11 protein-coding genes and 1 CRISPR repeat array are annotated in these 16,891 nt (G+C 52.3%); of the genes, 9 read left to right on the top strand and 2 right to left on the bottom strand.

All coding sequences use genetic code 11. The features are described 5' to 3' along the window. Positions 1 to 45: 45 nt before the first annotated feature. Both HY774_27595 and HY774_27590 read right to left on the bottom strand, forming a co-directional pair. Positions 46 to 183 carry a hypothetical protein gene (locus HY774_27595; protein ID MBI4752270.1) on the bottom strand — a complete coding sequence of 46 codons (138 nt, stop codon included), beginning with the start codon at positions 181 to 183 and terminating at the stop codon, positions 46 to 48. A 153-nt stretch (positions 184 to 336) separates the two neighbouring features. Further along, positions 337 to 2,934 carry an MBL fold metallo-hydrolase gene (locus tag HY774_27590; GenBank protein MBI4752269.1) on the bottom strand — a complete coding sequence of 866 codons (2,598 nt, stop codon included), beginning with the start codon at positions 2,932 to 2,934 and terminating at the stop codon, positions 337 to 339. A gap of 644 nt (positions 2,935 to 3,578) precedes the next feature. On the opposite strand from HY774_27590, the gene HY774_27585 reads away from it, so the two are divergent. The 9 genes from HY774_27585 to cas2 all read left to right on the top strand — a co-directional run bounded on the left by HY774_27585 (position 3,579) and on the right by cas2 (position 15,441). Next, positions 3,579 to 4,565: a WYL domain-containing protein gene (locus tag HY774_27585; GenBank protein MBI4752268.1), complete on the top strand. Its 987-nt coding sequence runs from the start codon at positions 3,579 to 3,581 to the stop codon at positions 4,563 to 4,565. A gap of 8 nt (positions 4,566 to 4,573) precedes the next feature. Further along, positions 4,574 to 7,369, top strand: coding sequence for a type I-D CRISPR-associated protein Cas10d/Csc3 (cas10d, locus tag HY774_27580; GenBank protein MBI4752267.1), 2,796 nt, complete (start codon positions 4,574 to 4,576; stop codon positions 7,367 to 7,369). Between the two features lie 34 nt (positions 7,370 to 7,403). After that, the gene (gene cas7d, locus HY774_27575; protein MBI4752266.1) at positions 7,404 to 8,354 is read left to right on the top strand and encodes a type I-D CRISPR-associated protein Cas7/Csc2; all 951 of its coding nucleotides are present in this window, start codon (positions 7,404 to 7,406) and stop codon (positions 8,352 to 8,354) included. A gap of 9 nt (positions 8,355 to 8,363) precedes the next feature. Next, on the top strand, positions 8,364 to 9,089 hold the full coding sequence (gene cas5d / locus HY774_27570; GenBank protein ID MBI4752265.1) for a type I-D CRISPR-associated protein Cas5/Csc1: 726 nt from the start codon (positions 8,364 to 8,366) through the stop codon (positions 9,087 to 9,089). 193 nt (positions 9,090 to 9,282) lie between these two features. Continuing rightward, entirely contained in the window at positions 9,283 to 11,730 is a 2,448-nt protein-coding gene (cas3, locus tag HY774_27565) for a type I-D CRISPR-associated helicase Cas3' (GenBank protein ID MBI4752264.1), read from the top strand. 16 nt (positions 11,731 to 11,746) lie between these two features. Then, positions 11,747 to 12,565, top strand: a complete 819-nt coding sequence (gene cas6 / locus HY774_27560; protein MBI4752263.1) for a CRISPR system precrRNA processing endoribonuclease RAMP protein Cas6 — start codon at positions 11,747 to 11,749, stop codon at positions 12,563 to 12,565. Positions 12,566 to 12,939: 374 nt separating this feature from the next. Beyond that, entirely contained in the window at positions 12,940 to 13,548 is a 609-nt protein-coding gene (cas4, locus tag HY774_27555; protein ID MBI4752262.1) for a CRISPR-associated protein Cas4, read from the top strand. 381 nt (positions 13,549 to 13,929) lie between these two features. Further along, positions 13,930 to 14,946, top strand: coding sequence for a CRISPR-associated endonuclease Cas1 (gene cas1, locus HY774_27550; GenBank protein ID MBI4752261.1), 1,017 nt, complete (start codon positions 13,930 to 13,932; stop codon positions 14,944 to 14,946). 219 nt (positions 14,947 to 15,165) lie between these two features. Further along, on the top strand, positions 15,166 to 15,441 hold the full coding sequence (gene cas2 / locus HY774_27545; protein ID MBI4752260.1) for a CRISPR-associated endonuclease Cas2: 276 nt from the start codon (positions 15,166 to 15,168) through the stop codon (positions 15,439 to 15,441). A 204-nt stretch (positions 15,442 to 15,645) separates the two neighbouring features. After that, positions 15,646 to 16,885: direct repeats of the CRISPR family, unit length 37 nt; unit sequence CTAGCCCGACCAAACCGAGCCCATCAGGGATTGAAAC. Between the last annotated feature and the right edge of the window lie 6 nt (positions 16,886 to 16,891).

Here is a 16,891-nt window from a genome sequence, read left to right as displayed (position 1 = left end):
TTCTCTTCCAACCCCACCAACTTCTCAATAAACCCGGTTGGATTTTTACAGATTGAGTTCTGCGACACGCTCTAAATACTGATTTCCCGTGGGCTGCGCGCCACGGCTATTGAACGACGACCCTTCGGGCCTGAAATCTAAATACTGATTTCCCGTGGGCTGCGCGCCACGGCTATTACACATCGACCCTCCGGGTCTGAAATCTAAATACTGATTTCCGTGGGCTGCGCACCACGGCTATTACACAACGACCCTTCGGGCCTGAAATCTAACTACTGAGGCTTAAATCTAAACTACTGACTACTGACTTATCATCTACTGACTACTGACTACTGACTAACCCCCTTTAATCTCAACATATAGCTCAAATCCGGTCTGGTAGTAAAACTCGTCAATCAACTCTTTTTCTTCTTCATCCGATAAAATGTCAGTCACCCAGACTTTGACTTCGGTTTCGCCGGGGGCAAGACCTGGGCCGCGCACGATTTTCCATCTGGCGCACATCTGGCGGGCGAGTTCTTTGATTTTGTATTCATCCGTCGTTGGTTTGAGCCGGATTTCCCAGCCGGTTTCTTCCTGGAGCCGGGTCAGGTCTTCGAGATACCAGTTGCCGACAATCGCCGATAGAAAAGCAATTTCGATGTATTTTCCCGTGATGTCCGATTTCATCCCGACTTTGAGCGGCTGGTTTGGCTCCTGCTCGAAATGGTGTTTGATGTGCTGGTACGCCTGATTGAGTTCCATCACTGGTTGAACGGAGTGTGTCCCGTCAGCACCGACTGGACGCGAAACCTGCCGCGCTTTGCCTTCCGCCACCGCGATGTCCAGCGTGTAGCCCGTCTGCCGGGCAAACGTGTCACAGAGTTCTTCTTTGTATTCAGCGTTGGGAATCTGGGCGACAAGGGCGGTGACATGTTCAGTCTCGCGCCGGATTGAAGGATCTCCGATCAATTGCCAGTCTGCTGGAATCAATTCGCCGATGACTTCTTTCATCCGCTGGAAATTGGGCTCCGGGTTGACCGAAAATGTCCACCCCGTCACGTCTTCCAGCCACTGAATCGCTTCGGCATATTCACCCTGTGCGATTTTGGGGAAGTAAAACGAGAGCCGAACCGACTTTTCGGCGTCTACATAACTTTTGCGGTACAGTCCTGATTCCGCAGGCAAGACCTGATCAATCTGTTTGAGCATGACCGCAATCGGCATTGGGCCTGACGGTTGTTCTTCGACCGCCAGACCATACAAATCAAGCAATGGCGGGTTCACGGCGTAGAGATACATCCGCCGTTTATCGCGCACAAACGGAGACTCCCGCCGATTGATCAACTTGTCAATCCGATCTGCTTCATCATCTGTCATTTGCGATTTGGCATAGCCCCACGTGCGCATCAATTCGCGCACCGTGTAGGATTTCTTCGCTCCGTCGCGGTCCAGGAGCATCCGGGCCAGTGTCGGCAGGTCATCAAGCGTCAGCAACACCGCCAGTGGTTCGCCGTCATCGCTGAAATCAGTTTCATCCGTTGATTCAGCTTGAAAAATCTCTTTCGGGGCGAGTCCACCGGCGACCTGGGCGTTGGTCCGAACAATCCAGCTTTCGGTGCCCAGTTCCGGCAGGAAGATTTTGCTTTTGAGTTCTTTTTTGAGGTCATCGGCGAGCGATTCGCGGGCGCCGTCTTCGCCGTGGACCAGGAACAATTGTTTCGGATTCAGCGCCCGTGCTTCGGCGGCCAGTTCTGAAGCGTCGGAATGCGCGCTCAGGCGATACATCCCGATGGTGCATTTGGGTGTGATGGTGCGTTCGCCCAGTTTCAACTCGCCGGTGCCGGCTTCGGCGACTTCCAGGAGCTTTCGTCCGGGCGACTCTTCGTCGTTGTAACCGCACAGCGCAATCAGATTTTTGGGATCTTCGGCCAGCTTTCCGGCATAAAACTGGCTTGGACCACCGCTGAGCATGCCCGAAGAAGCCACAATAATCGCCGGAGCGGTTTCGGCGGCTCGTTCGCGTTCGCGGGCGTTGCGCACCACAACCGCCGGGCTGCCCTGGTAAGTAAACGGGTTGCCGAGATCCTTGATTCGTTTGCGAAGCCAGCGGGTACACCAGTCTTTGTACGGCGCATAAATGTTACAAACCGAACGCACCATGCCGTCAATAAAAATCGGAACGCGTGGGAGTTTGCCCTGTTCGATGGCACGCAGGAGGATCAAGAGGACTTCCTGTGAGCGTCCAACGGCGAAAGCTGGAATCAGGGACGTGCCGCCGCGCTGGATAACGGCGTTGAGTTGTTCAATCAGGCGTTTTTCTTCCATCGAGCGGTTGACGTGGAGCCGGTTGCCGTAGGTACATTCCAAAATCATGCCATCCGGTCGGAGCGGCGGCACCATCAGCCCCGGCACGGTCAACTGGTCGGTGGCAAAAATGTCACCCGAAATCATCAGCGAACCTTCGGCGCTTTCAAAAACGACTGATGAAGCGCCGAGAATATGGCCTGCCGGGTGAAACGTTGCGGAAACACCTTCGCAAATGCGAACCGGATCCAGAAACGAAACTTTGCGGGTGGCGGCGATGGTGGCTTCGACCAGGGCTGCATTATACAGCGGCATCTCGCCTTCGCGTTCGTATTCCTGCTCCATAATTTTGGTGGCGTCGGTGAGCAGAACGGAAACAATGTCGCGGGTTGGCGCGGTCATAAAAATCGGCGCTTTGAAACTGCGCGACGCGACCGGGAGCGCCCCGCTGTGGTCCATGTGGGCGTGGGTGAGGACGATGGCATCCACGCCACCAGCATCCTGGACCGCCGCCAGCCAGGGGAGAGTCTCTCCGTCACGTTTGTGGTGTCGAACGCCGCAATCCACCAGCAGCCGTTTGCCGCCGATTTCAACCAGCGTTCCCGAAGCGCCGATTTCGTCCGCGCCGCCCAAAAAAGTTACTTTCATATCAGTGTCCCAAAAGTTCAGAGAAAAGTTCAGAGTACCGCCTTCAGGCGGGTTTTATAAAGGGTTTATGATCGGAAGGCAATCATTTGGTTTCTGTACAGAGTTCGAGCTTTCGCTTGTGAAGGGATTTCCATTGCACAATCTCCGTTCTGGAAAGGTTGGTTTTCGCCCGAAGGTTGCCGGAAAGTAGCCGGTGTGGAAGCCTGCTTTGAGGCGCACCCACCGGGACTTGTGCTTGTCGCTCACGTGTCGGTTTTTGGTTTTGCACCGCGAAGCGTTGCCGTTCGGATAGCCGGTTGGTTGGCCGCTTTGGGCCTACCACCGGACCCAAGGGCCACCCCTGGTTCTCCCCGCTTTGCCCGCGCCCCGTAGGGGTGCGGGCAAAGCGGGGAGGGGTTGGGAGAACGAACCGTTTCCCGGTGGTAGCTCGCAAAGCCTCGCAACCGACCGGCTATCCGAACGGCAGCCCTTCGGGATGCTCGATCTAATGCACACAATGTCTCAGCCCACGAGATCCCAATCAAAAACCTGCACATGTAAAGACGCTCTCAGTCCCAGGCCCGAGCTGTCTTTCCACACAGGTGTGGACTCTGGCGAATGAATGCCGTGGACTCAGTTTCAAACCGGAGTAAACTGGGTTCACTATGAAGAACGATTCCACACTCAACCACCGTATTGTCCGCCTGTTTCAACTGATTCAGGAACTCGACCTCAATCCAGCGCAGAAACCGCAGGAACTGTGGGAACGACTGGGAGTTGGGAAATCCGCTTTTTATAAGGATCTGAACCTCCTGGCCGAAGCTGGATTCAACTGGCACTTTGACAAACGCCGGCAGAAATTTATCAGGGAAGGGGAAGGTGTACTTCCAACATTTTCCTTGACACTCCAGGAAGCAATTGCTTTGATACTTGCCGTCCGTCAATTTGCAGCTTCGGGTGATACGGTCCTGGCCTTTGATGCAATTGAGGGAATCAAAAAACTCATCTCCGTTGCCCCTCCAGTCATGCGCCCGCTGCTGCAAGGGGCGCTCACCGACATACTGGCGAAGCAGTTCAAAGCCGAGCCCAAAATCCTGGGTCGAATCCTCGAAGCCCAGCGTCTGCGTCGCGAGGTGAAGATTGTGTACGATGACCATTGGCAGGGGAAAATCCTGTGGTATCAAATTGCGCCCTACCAGATTTTTTTCCAGGCGAGGGCGCTCTACCTCGATGTGTTGATTCCAGAGGAACATCGGATTGCGACGCTCCGGTTTGGCCGAATCAAGGACGTCGGAGACCTCGGGCCCTCATTTGATGTCATTAAGTTTTATAACTTCACCGAGCGGCATCGCTTCACATTTCGGGCCTTCCAGAGCGAACATCCGCCGCAGATCGTGAAGTTGCGATTTGAGCAGCCGGTTGCCCGTTACATTCTCGAATCGGAATGGCACTCAACCGAAAAGAAAATCGAATGCTCAGACGGCGGCGTGATTTTGACGCTCCAGGTGGCTTACCCCAAAGAAGTCCTCTGGTATCTGGTGATGCCCTACGCCGAACACGCGACGATTCTGGAGCCAGCGTGGCTGAATGATGAATTTGTGCGGATTGCCCGTGCGGTTATCAATAAACACCAACCTCTAACCTCTGAATAGGTGTTCCCATGCCTGATATCTTTGAATTTCTTAGCCTTTCTGAAGCCCAGGAAGACCCAATTGACGAGTTTCTTTCCACGGTTGCCAACAATGAAATGTTGTCCCTTGTGGAAGTTCGCCAGACGGGTATCCATCACGGGCAAACCATGTATGCTCACCTGCTCAATGTCGTGCTCACGGTTGATCTGGCGGCGCAAATTGTTGGATGTACTGCCTTTGAGCGACGAATTTTGATTTGCGCCGCATTGCTCCACGACTTGAACAAGCTTGACCCTGAGCAGCGGAGCATCTCGAAAGTGGCCAATACCAGCGATGTAGCTGCATTCCTGCGCCAGTTTGGGCTGGACCAAATTTTGGAAATAACCGATGAGAATGTCGAAATCATTCGGCGGCTGATTGCGGCTCATTCGGGGCATTTGCATCAGGGAGCGGATGCCTTACTCCCGCTTGCCGGACCGGTTTCGCGCCAGCGATTACGAACGGTACTGGTGCCGCTGCTACAACTGGCGGATCAGGCTGATGTCGCCCGCGAATTTGGCGATGACCGCAAGCGAATGCAGGTTCTCAACAGCCTGAATGCCGCTTCGGACCAGCAATATCGGTGGGAATGGCACCGGCTGAATGAATATCGCGGGCCGTTCAGCAATCTGCTCCACAATGCAGTTGGCGAAGAATTGCAGGTCCAGTGCCAGGCGCGTCCATTTTTGCACTACGGCGAAGGCACCTTTTACCTTGTCCCAGCGAATGCTCCAGGGACGCTTGCCAACGACACGCTGACTCGGGTTTCAAAGCGATTGACTGACAAGGTGAAACGCCTCAAGGGAGGCAATGCCAAAGATTTTGTGACTGGTTCTCCAGTAGGGATCAAAATCAACCCCGAACTGTTTGCCACGGCACTGACAATCAAAGATGCCTTTGAAGCAGCGTCAACTGTGATTTTGGGACGGGCGTTCAAAGGCGAAGCGATTGCCGACATGGAGCAAAAAGCGCAACGGAGAGCCAAAGAAGGTTTTGAAACGCTGTTTGATAACAATGGGCATTTGTTTTCACGTGATCCGGATGTAATGCGGAAAGGCGAGGCCCTGCGAGTGGCCTATAACTTTCTGCAAGCCCATTGTTCGGTGTTGTTTAAGGGAAAAAACAAAGTGTATGACGATGCCTGGCAGCCGATTTATGCCGCCTGTGGTTTAACAGTCAACCCGGAATGGGCGTTGTTTGATGCACTCAATGACCGGGCATACGTCATTGCTCGAACAGTGCCTGATGAGTTGCATCAACTCCTTGACCGACTGACCGAAATGGCGGCTTCATTTGAGGAAAAGCTTGGATTGCGAGGCAATGAAGGTGGGCAATCTGGAAGTTCAGTGTTTGCTGAGTACGTTGAAAATGTTCTGAACCTGAGCGGTCTGACACCAACCCGGACACAATTTCAAAAACATTTGGATTTGTACAGCAATCCGAAGCTAGAAGCCTGTTCCCTGTGTGGTCTTCCACTCCCAGCCCAGGTCATGATGGCCGGAGACGTTCCCAAAGGGCTGGTTGTCGCCCAGTTCTCAAACCGGAATCTGGCTGGAACGGGTGATCCGAAGCGCAATTCCTGCCCGATTTGCCGCGAACAATTGCTGGTTGAGAAAATCGGGTTTGCCCCAGCCATGAGCAAAGGGTTTTACCTGCATATTTATCCGGAATCGTTTGCTCCGCCATTGTTTGTCGAGGCATTGCGGAAAACATTTCGTCAGTTGCAGGGGGTGGATGTCAAAGCTCTGTTGTTTGATACCCGCGCCATCACTCGTGAGTTTGATCAGACACACCAACTCAAGTTGCCGTTTAAACCAAAAGCCACCGGGTTGGTGATTCCGATGTATTCCGAACTGATCGGAAATATCGTTACTTTGCCGATTTATGCGCTGGGTGACAATGATACTGACCGCTATCTGTTTGCGCTGCAATACGCTCTGTATATCCAGCAGCGGTTTGGACAGCGGGTGGTTTTAACCCAGAGCCTGGTGCCTCCGGTGACGGTGGCTGAAATGATGGAAACCGAAGGAGACAATGGCATTAAGCTGTATTGCGACGATTTGCCCGGCGCGTTGTTGGGACTCATTCCGCAAAACACGCTGTCTGGGGCGGCCTCCGATGAGGTGTTTCATGTGTTGTTTCTGCTGAAATCAATCGCTGACAAAGTCGGCACTGGCGAAGATCTGACGGATCTGGTCCGGTCATTGATGGAAGGCGAATTAGGGCCATTTTTTGCCGCGCATCGTGCCATTGAGCGCCATAGTAAAAATGAAGGGGCAGCCAATAACACCGGCGGCCAGATTGCTGAGCGGCTCAAAGAAGTTTCACAGATTGTTTTTCAACGCACAAAAGGAGAGAACCCTATGTCTGAAGTATCGCTTGCGGTCATTTTAGAACAAATGGCTGAACTTGCCTGGAAAAAATCCATTCGTGGGGCAAGCCTGACCCACACCGCCTTGATTAAGCCAATGGACATTGTCTTTCAGTTGCTCAGGCGGCAAGCCAGTCAGGAAATTGCGTTCCTCAGACTGGTGGCGGCTGAAGATGTCCTGCGGCACATCGAACGCACCTCTGACTATGCCATGAGTTCCGAACGGGCAGCGGCAATAGAGTCCTGGGCGAATTTATTGTTCGACGAGCTTTTAGCCAAAGGGTTTCACGGCGACATCCGGCGGCTGATTCGGGATGAAAAGCTGGTCAAAGCCGCTTATACCACCCTGATGCGCAATCAACTCCGCAAAGCCAGCGAAGCCAAAAAGCAGGCGGCGGCTGATTCGAAATCATAAATTTCCGCTATATATAATAAGGAGAGCACCGAGTATGTCATTCACAACCAAAGAACCTTTTGCGTCAACCTTGCTGGCCAAATATGAAAATCTGCCGCGCGGGCATTACATCGGCCTGGTGTTGCTGCGAACGACCCAAAGCGAAACCATTTTTCGGACTGAAGGTTCGGGTGAACCACTCAGCCGCGAAGTCACGATTTCCGGCACCAAAACCGGCCAGCCGATTGACCGCATTGTGATCAGCAAACGCAAACAAACTGCGGTGGAACGCCGCACGGGAAGGGAATTGCTCCGGGATTTTGAAGTCTATGCCGGTGATAACAAAGAGTGTCTGCTCAATACCCAGAACCCTTGTGGAAAATGCCCAGATTGTTATCTCTATGGCTATGCAGTCGGTAGCGGCGGCGCTCAGCGTTCGCGGGTCATGACCGAGGATGCTTTTTCGCTTCTGGATGCGGCTGAAGTCACGTCAGAGCGAACATTCAATGCCTTGTTTGACAACAGCACCATGCGCAATCCGAAAACCGGCGAGCCCTCGACGTCGCTTGGGTCAAGCGAATATGTCCGGCCCGGCACTCATTTTTTAGACATCGAAACCCTGAAAGATGTGACCGCCGCCGAGTTTATCTATGCGATGGGCAATATTCTGCAATCTTCGCGGTATGGCGCTATCGGCACCCGGATTGGCGTGGTGAAGAATCAAATATTGGGCATTGCTGTCGGCAAACAAGAGATTTTCAGCACGTTGGAGCTAACCCAGGCGACCTACGATCTGCTTGAATCCAAACAACATCCGCTGGTGACTGAAACCGTGGCTGAAACAGCGGTTCGAGCCGCAGCCAGCCTGATTGGAAAAGTATTTGGCTGGCGTGGGCACTGGATTTCAGGCAATGATTTGACACCGATTCTGGCTGATGTGGCCGAAAGCTACCAGAACCCGGCCAAACTTGTGGCTGATCTTCAAGCCTGTTATGAAAAATCGTAAGGAGGCATCATGCCTGAAACCACTGTGCTTGATTGCCGTCTGGTTTTGTGTGAGCCGGCCTTTTTCGCCAGCCGCGAAATAGACCGGTTGTACCTCACCGAAGCTTTGGTTGGAAATTACGCTTTAACCTATGCTCTGGGGTTGGCGACAAGTCCGTATGCCACCAGCTATCACCGGCCACAATACGCGGCTGAAATGAAACGGCTGGTTGAACAAGGGGTATATGTGACGCCGGCGTATCCAGTTTCCAGACCACGATTTAAGGTCGAACGGTTCAATGTGCAAACTGAAACCTACTGGTCAACCTACACCAACGGGGCCATTTTGTATGACCTGGCCGAACGTGGCAAAACCAAACCAAAGCCCTATTCCAACAACCGTCCACAACAGGGGATGCTCAAAATGATGGCCCGAGGCATGGAACTCCGGTTCTTTGCATTTGGTTTAGCAAAAGCCGACCTGCCTGGATATATTCGGCTGGGGAAATTCTTGAGCAAATCCAGGCTGGATGTGGTTGAACGGCGGGCGGTTCTCCAGCCACATGAAAAGTATGAGGTGACTGGATATTTCAACCCGCTGGATTTGCCCGCAGAAACCAGAATCGAAGTGTGCAATGTGATCAATATTCACCCGGTTCCGGTATTACAAAGCGTGACCTGTCGCGGACCGGTGTGGAAATTAGACGATCAAAGCCTGTTACCCGCCGGGATGAAATTTCGGTTTGGGGAACAATAAAAGTGAAGAGTTCTGCCTTCAGGCGGTTCAGGAAAGTTAAGAGTCCCGCCTTTAGGCGGAAAAATCGTTCCCAGGCGTTTACTTCATCAGTTGAGATCAAAGTTGGGATTTCAAACCCGCCTAAAGGCGGGACTCTTAACTTTTTTCAATTTCACGAACAAAGAGTTGTTCGGTTCATCAGGTGGTGTATTGTATGTCCATTAAAATCAAATTGTTACCCCAATTTCAGAAACAGGCGGTTGACCTGTTGCCCGAACTGGTTGCAGCGGGTTTTGATTTTCTGTTGGAACATCAGCAGGCTCACTTCGCCGCGTTTGCCGATTCGCACATTGTGATCAATTCCAATCAGACGGGCACAGGGAAAACGAAGGCTTCACTTCTGCATTTGCTGCGAGAGGAAATGAAGAAGTCACATTCCAATACCCTGATGATTGCTCCGACCAATGAGCTGATTCGGCAACATGCGGACGATGTGGATGAATTTGTACAGGAACACCACTTGCCGCATCTGGTTGTTCGGCTGGACGCATCGGTGGTGACGCAGTTGATTTCCGCAAACAAAGCCGATAACTGGCGGCGGGGTGAAGCCTTGTACTATCTCCTGCGAAATCCACGAGATCCAAAGATTGCGCCGCATTTAGAGAAAGTCGCTGGGCATCTCGACGAAAAACGCCCGATGGTGCTGGTGACCAATCCCGATTTGTTTTACTACATTTTGCAGGGACTTTATCGTCGGTTGGATCTTCGGAACTTGATGGTCGGCTTTATCGGTAATTTTCAATATGTGATTGTGGATGAGTTTCACTACTACAATCCCAAACAGGCAGCGGCCTTTTTTTACTTTGTGGCGCTCTCGCATCAGTTTCAGTTTTTTGCTGAAAATCGGCGCTTTTCATTTTTGACGGCGACGCCGGAACCGGAAGTTGACAACTTCTTTCGCAACCTGGAAGCGCTTGGAATCAAAACAAGCTGGATTCTTCCGCAACCAGTACCGTCAGGCCATCCACAGGCGACAATGTCAACCACCGAAGTTCAGCTTGAATTTGTGCCCAGTGATAACCATCTGTCGCCCATTGTTGAAGAACGGGTGACTGAAATCCGGGCTTCAACCGCGAGTGGCCGGGATGTCGCAATCATTTCACGAGCTTTGATTGATATTTCAAACTGTACCCGGTGCTTCAAACCCGGTGAATATGCGACGTTGACGGGGGCGGTTTTGGCTTCGTTGCGAAAAGAAGCCATCAAGTCACCGCTGATTCTGGCCACGCCGACGGTTGATATTGGCTACAACTTTTCACGTCCTGGCAAAAACCGGCAAGGGCTGGACGACCTTTATTTTGCCGCGCAGTACCCGGATGAATTCTGGCAACGGCTTGGTCGGGTTGGGCGAGTGGTGAAAAAGGCTGAGCAATCAGTGGCTTCAACCGCAGTCTGTGTTGTGAATGCAGCGATTTTTGAGAAGCTAGAAACACTTGAACTGGCTGGACTTGTACTGACCAGAGATGAATTGAAAGAACGGCTGGAGCAATCGGAAACATTCCCCAAACGGACCTATTTCTGGGATTATTTGGCGAATGAAGGTTTTTTTGAGATTGGTCGTGGACTTGAGAATTTACGCACAACCCTGACCGCGCAAAGCCAGCCTGTGGTTGAAGCCGTGTTCCAGTTGCTGCAGAAAATTTACGGCGCCCAAAAAGCACCTTCCTGGAAAACAGTTCAGGGACGGCTTGTCAGATTGCAAACGCTTCAATCTGAAGTGGATGCACTTCGCAAAGGGAAGCCTGAGTATCCACCAAAATTGATGCGCGAGTTTGCCTTCGACCTTCGAAAGCGAAAGCAGTACGCCACCGAAACTGAAGACACGAGTGAAACGGCAACCAAAGAACTTCCTGACGTGGAACTGAGCAAGCTGGCGGCTATGGTTCCCAAAGTTCGAGCCCTGAACCTCGGTTACCAAAAATTTGTGCAGGAAGAACATGGGGCGCTGGCCGGGATTTTCAACTTTCGCGAAGCCTTCAGCGGAGTCCCCGCCCTGGTGTATGACAAAATCCGAGTGTTCCATTCCGAGCAACCAGTTACCCGGTACGATGTGCTCCACATTCTGAAAAATTATGAAGCTTTTGTATACCCTGGCCAGGCTCAGTTTTGGGCCGAAGTTGAGCGGGATTGTCCAAACCAGTCCTTTGATCAGTTTAAAGGGGAAGACTCAGCGATTTACCTTCGAATTGATAAAATTCGACCTCCAAAAGAACGGTTGCGGTTGCAGTTCCAGCTTGAAGTTGATGATTTGAAAGCCTTTGAAAAACTGGATACGGATCAGATTCGAGCCTTTCAAGGCATTCAACTTGGGCTGACGATTGGTGAATTTGGTGTTCGGCACAATGTTCCTCTATCACCGCAAGTCATTGATGTATTTGCCAATCAATGTATCCCAATGCTGGTCCTGAGTGATAAAACCAGACTCATCTTGTATAACAAGATCTCTGCCGCCGGGTACTACACGACTGAGTTGACGGTATCGGACGATCAGTCAACAAACACCTTTCACGCTCTGATTGGAACTGCCGCCTATTTTATTGCCCGGCGTGCTTTTGGGTTGCGATGTGCGCTGGAACGCCACGAAGGCTTTTACATTTGTTAAAGGAGATTTGACCGTCATGCCCTACTCGATTGTGATCGAAGCCATTTCCAACGATCAGAAAAACCGCCTGACGTCACTCAATGGAGCGCAGCTCCAGGGGATGTTTCTCAATCTTATTCAACGCATCGACCCGGCATTGGCCAAAGAACTCCACGATGAAAACGCATTGCGCCGATATTCGCTGGCCTTGCTCAGTCCGCGACTGGGGCAGGTTCGGGAAGCCGGGCTGACTTCGGTCAAACTCCGCATTGCCTGTCTGGATGACCGGATTTACCCGGCGCTGCTCAATCTGGCGCTCAGTCAGGACAAAGCCGCGTTCCGCTTGAACAAAACCGAGTTTCAGATCAGCCGACTGGTGACGACGCCGGATGGCCCGGATTCCTGGAGTGGGTTTGCCACCATTCGAGAACTCCAAACAGTCACGGTTGGCGCCGGAGGCTTGCCCAAGACCTACACGCTGCACTTTGCCACGCCTACGTTTTTCCGCCAGGGCAACCGGGACGACCCGATGCCGTTGCCGGAATATGTCTTCGGAAGTCTGGCTGATCGCTGGCACGTAGCGGCACCGTCGCCTGACTTCGACTCAAAAACCTTTCGCCAACTCATCCGGGACGACGTGACGGTGAGCCATTTCTCGGGAGAAACCGTCAGTGCCGACATTGGCGACAAACTGCGCCGCACCGGTTTTGTCGGTGAAGTGACCTACCGTCCTCACGATGGGATGGTCCTGGCCTATTGCAACATCCTGAGCCGCGTGGCCTTTTTTACCGGCGTCGGCGCCAAAACCAGCCGGGGCATGGGGCTGGTCAGAATGAAGAAACCATCTAGTGGTTAGTGGTTAGTGGTTAGTACTACGGCGAGGTTTCGGTTTTAACCTGCGAAGCGGGGGTTGACGGTCATTCCCAATTTCTCCCGCCCCACCGGCAACCGCCTACGGCGGTTGCCGGTGGGGCGGGAGGGAGGTCGGACCGATCCCCCGGTTGCACCGGGGGCTACTCTCTTTTACCTGCTTCGCAGGTTGAAATCCTCAATTTCCAATTTGCTCGAAGGCAGCCATCACGGAAAAATTTACAGAAGGATACTTTCGAAGAAGAACCAGGAATCAGTTGCCCGACTGGTTCTGAGTCCAGGAACTGGGCGAAATAATTACAGCCTCGGGTGGAGCGCAGCGGAATCCGTGGCGAGAGAAGCATTCCCGGAGTGAATATCATGGAACCAGAACTCTATCTGCCGATTTCAGCGCTGAACCAGTACACCTACTGTCCGCGACGGTGTTTTCTGATTCATGTCGAAGGCATCTTTGAAGAAAACCTGTACACGCTGGAAGGCCGGTTGCTCCACGACCGGGCGGACAGCGGAACGGCCTCGACGCGAAACGGAGTGACCGAACACCGGCATGTGTATTTGATTTCACATACTTACAGACTCTCCGGAATTGCTGATCTGATTGAGGAAGTCGCCGGTGTGTTCCGTCCAATCGAGTACAAACGGGGACGACGTGGTAAGTGGGACAATGACGAAATACAACTCTGTGCCCAGGCGCTGTGCCTTGAAGAAATGCTGGGCATTGAGCCAATTGCCGAAGGCGCGATTTTTTATGCTCAAACAGCCAGACGACAAGTTGTTCATCTCACTGAAGAACTCCGGCGCGAAACCATTTCAACCATTGAAGCGATTCATCAACTGATTGCCAGTCAGCAAGATCCAGGGGCAATCCATTCACCGCGCTGTGAAGGGTGTTCGATGTATCAACATTGCCTTCCGGTCGAGACCCCCCAGTTGAAGCAACTCCAACTTGGAGAACAATTGCTGAAGTAACATCCAGGTTCCGGGTTCCAGGTTCCGGGTTCCAGGTTCCGGGTTCCAGGTTCCGGGTTCCAGGTTCCGGGTTTTCGAAATTCCGTCCCGTTCATTCCGTTCCCCCTTTTTATTTTTCCTGGAACCCCGTCTTTCAGACCCTGAACCCTGCTAATCCCCCCGGATTTTGTGGGTTGGCAAGCCCTATATCGAAAACAAAGGACTTAGCTACCCTACATTTTTGTGGGTGACAGATAAAACAGCTCAAAACAGGCTGTTTTTCGGACTTTTTGCTTGATTTTGAGCATACCCCACAAAATCCGGGGGGATTAGGAACCCTGAACCCTGAACCCTGAACCCTGAACCCTGAACCCTGAACCCTGAACCCTCAGCCTTAAAATTATGACGACACTCTATGTAACAACCGAAGGAGCATTGGTGCGAGCGACCGACGAACGGTTGACCATCACCAAAGGCCACGAAAAACTGGCGGAAATGCCATTGCACAAACTGGATGCCGTTGTGGTGTTTGATGCCGCTTCGGTCACCCCAGCCGCCATGCGGATACTGGCCGAGCGGCGGATAGATTTGTGTTTCACTGACTACAACGGACGCTATTTCGGACGATTACAACCGGTTGATTCACCGCACGTTCGGCTTCGGAAACGGCAATACCTGGCCCAGGACGATCCGCTGCTGCGTCTCAAACTGGCGCGCGGGTTTGTGTTAGGGAAGTTATACAACCAGCGAAGCGTGCTGCTTCGAGCGCGACGGGCTGAGAATGTGTCTGAGCAAAGAGAGAAACGGATTACCGAAGCCATTGAACAACTCCGCCATGCCTCACGCCAGGCAAAAATGGCGGAGAGTTTGGATTCGCTTCGCGGGTGTGAGGGAAGTGGTGCGGCGGCCTATTTCCAGGTCTTCGAAGAACTGCTTCTGACCCAGGCTTTTTCATTTCGAACCCGAACCCGCAATCCGCCGACTGACCCGGTGAATGCCATGCTCAGTTTTGGGTACTCCATGTTGGCCAAGGATGCGATTGCAGCAGCCAGTCTGGTGGGGCTTGATCCCTATGCCGGATATTTACATGGAGACCGCTACAATCAGCCGTCGCTGGGGCTGGATTTGATGGAAGAGTTTCGGCCATTGATCGTAGACGCGACCGTCCTGGCATTGATCAATCGGAAACAGGTGACTCCTGAGGGTTTTCAAACCCAAATCAGCCGGGCGGTGGTGATGGACACTGAAACCCGGAAAATTTTCCTGCGTGGCTACGAAGAACGAAAACGCACGGAGTTGAGACATCCCCATCTGCAACAGACGACGACTTACATCCGGTCACTGGAGTTGCAGGCGCGGATCGTCGTCAAAGTTCTTCTGGGTGAATTGGATGAATATGTGCCATTCATCGCCAAATGAAGGAAGGGTAGGGTTCAGGGTTCGGGGTTCCGGGTTCAAGTTTGAAGGATTCGAGTTGAGGTAGAAGGGAAGCGAAGAAGCGAAGGGTTTTTAGTAATTCAACCTGTTCATAATACCATTGTGGAATGGAATCCCCGCATTAGAAAACAGTCAAATAATTTAATCAAATAGACTTAGTGAACTACTGACTACTGACTACTGACTACTGACTGGTATTATATGTGGGTAGTAATTTCCTACGACATTTCAAGCGACAAACGCCGGACGAAGATTTTCGAGGCATTGAAGAGCTACGGCCAACACGTTCAGTACAGCGTGTTTGAATGTGACCTTTCGAAACAAGCCTACGCGAAACTTCGACACCGGCTGGATGCACTCATCAGCAAATCAGAAGGGGATTCGATCCGGTACTATTTTTTGTGCGAAGGCTGCGCAAAGCGAATTGAAAGGATTGGAGGACCTCAGCCAATGAGCGATGAAGCTGAATTCGTGTAGGTGTGGAGTCGAGGGCCGCGAACCCAAGCTGTTTCACTTTTCCAGGGAAGTTCGCGGGATTTAGAAAGTACTTGAATTCATTGGAGTTATGTTGTATATGTTCATCCATCAACCTCAAACTCAACAATTCTTTGACATTTCAGTTCACTGGTTCGCGGAAAAAGGTGTGAAAGCCATTCTGCGAATTCAACTTATAACCGAGGGCTAGCCCGACCAAACCGAGCCCATCAGGGATTGAAACAAAATCCGGGAGCGGTCGGCGCTCCTGGATGACCTAGCCCGACCAAACCGAGCCCATCAGGGATTGAAACAGTGTACGAGGTGATTGACGGCGAACCCCAGTACTAGCCCGACCAAACCGAGCCCATCAGGGATTGAAACTTTGCAATTTTCTCATCAGCCAGATCGGATTGCTGCTAGCCCGACCAAACCGAGCCCATCAGGGATTGAAACGGAATTTTCTGTGCAACCATTTGGGAGACTCCTCACTAGCCCGACCAAACCGAGCCCATCAGGGATTGAAACGAAAGGGTTTCGCCTCCCAGCCGTATCATAGCCCTAGCCCGACCAAACCGAGCCCATCAGGGATTGAAACCCAAAGTAACGGTTCGCAAGATCATACATTTCATCTAGCCCGACCAAACCGAGCCCATCAGGGATTGAAACGGCTACCCCAGATGGGGACGGGGTAATTTCGGTTCTAGCCCGACCAAACCGAGCCCATCAGGGATTGAAACTTCTGCGTTTGTATTTTCTCCACGCTATAATGGACTAGCCCGACCAAACCGAGCCCATCAGGGATTGAAACCTCAACCTGGTCGGCATAGGCGTCGTCGGCTTCCTAGCCCGACCAAACCGAGCCCATCAGGGATTGAAACAAATAAAGCCTGTATCTGCTGCCTTGCTGTATCTCTAGCCCGACCAAACCGAGCCCATCAGGGATTGAAACATACCTACAAGTTACGGGCAACCTATTCGAGTGGCTAGCCCGACCAAACCGAGCCCATCAGGGATTGAAACTTGGTCGGAGTAAAAAAAGAAGTTCTTCCTGGAGCTAGCCCGACCAAACCGAGCCCATCAGGGATTGAAACCAATGCGGGCGTGAGTATCTCGCACCTGGCTTTGGCTAGCCCGACCAAACCGAGCCCATCAGGGATTGAAACAGTTCAATCACCATATCGTTTATGCTCCTACCTCTAGCCCGACCAAACCGAGCCCATCAGGGATTGAAACTGCAGCCATCGCTGATTGGAGAGACGGTTGGTGCTAGCCCGACCAAACCGAGCCCATCAGGGATTGAAACCTTGGGAAATTTCTTGAGACCCGAGTCAGCGAACTAGCCCGACCAAACCGAGCCCATCAGGGATTGAAACAGGTAGAGATATTCAAGGCCCTGGGACAAGCCGACTAGCCCGACCAAACCGAGCCCATCAGGGATTGAAACAAAGAG

It is taken from the genome of Acidobacteriota bacterium, from assembly GCA_016208495.1.
Lineage (GTDB): Bacteria > Acidobacteriota > Blastocatellia > Chloracidobacteriales > Chloracidobacteriaceae > JACQXX01.
The sequence above is the reverse complement of the archived record's forward strand: the minus strand, read 5'-3'. Positions and strand labels throughout refer to the sequence as shown.

Excerpts from the sequence above, each read along its gene's own strand:
- HY774_27595 (MBI4752270.1), bottom strand. The coding sequence starts at position 183 with ATGTGTAATAGCCGTGGCGCGCAGCCCACGGGAAATCAGTATTTAGAT.
- HY774_27590 (MBI4752269.1), bottom strand. The coding sequence starts at position 2,934 with ATGAAAGTAACTTTTTTGGGCGGCGCGGACGAAATCGGCGCTTCGGGA.
- HY774_27585 (MBI4752268.1), top strand. The coding sequence starts at position 3,579 with ATGAAGAACGATTCCACACTCAACCACCGTATTGTCCGCCTGTTTCAA.
- cas10d (MBI4752267.1), top strand. The coding sequence starts at position 4,574 with ATGCCTGATATCTTTGAATTTCTTAGCCTTTCTGAAGCCCAGGAAGAC.
- cas7d (MBI4752266.1), top strand. The coding sequence starts at position 7,404 with ATGTCATTCACAACCAAAGAACCTTTTGCGTCAACCTTGCTGGCCAAA.
- cas5d (MBI4752265.1), top strand. The coding sequence starts at position 8,364 with ATGCCTGAAACCACTGTGCTTGATTGCCGTCTGGTTTTGTGTGAGCCG.
- cas3 (MBI4752264.1), top strand. The coding sequence starts at position 9,283 with ATGTCCATTAAAATCAAATTGTTACCCCAATTTCAGAAACAGGCGGTT.
- cas6 (MBI4752263.1), top strand. The coding sequence starts at position 11,747 with ATGCCCTACTCGATTGTGATCGAAGCCATTTCCAACGATCAGAAAAAC.
- cas4 (MBI4752262.1), top strand. The coding sequence starts at position 12,940 with ATGGAACCAGAACTCTATCTGCCGATTTCAGCGCTGAACCAGTACACC.
- cas1 (MBI4752261.1), top strand. The coding sequence starts at position 13,930 with ATGACGACACTCTATGTAACAACCGAAGGAGCATTGGTGCGAGCGACC.
- cas2 (MBI4752260.1), top strand. The coding sequence starts at position 15,166 with ATGTGGGTAGTAATTTCCTACGACATTTCAAGCGACAAACGCCGGACG.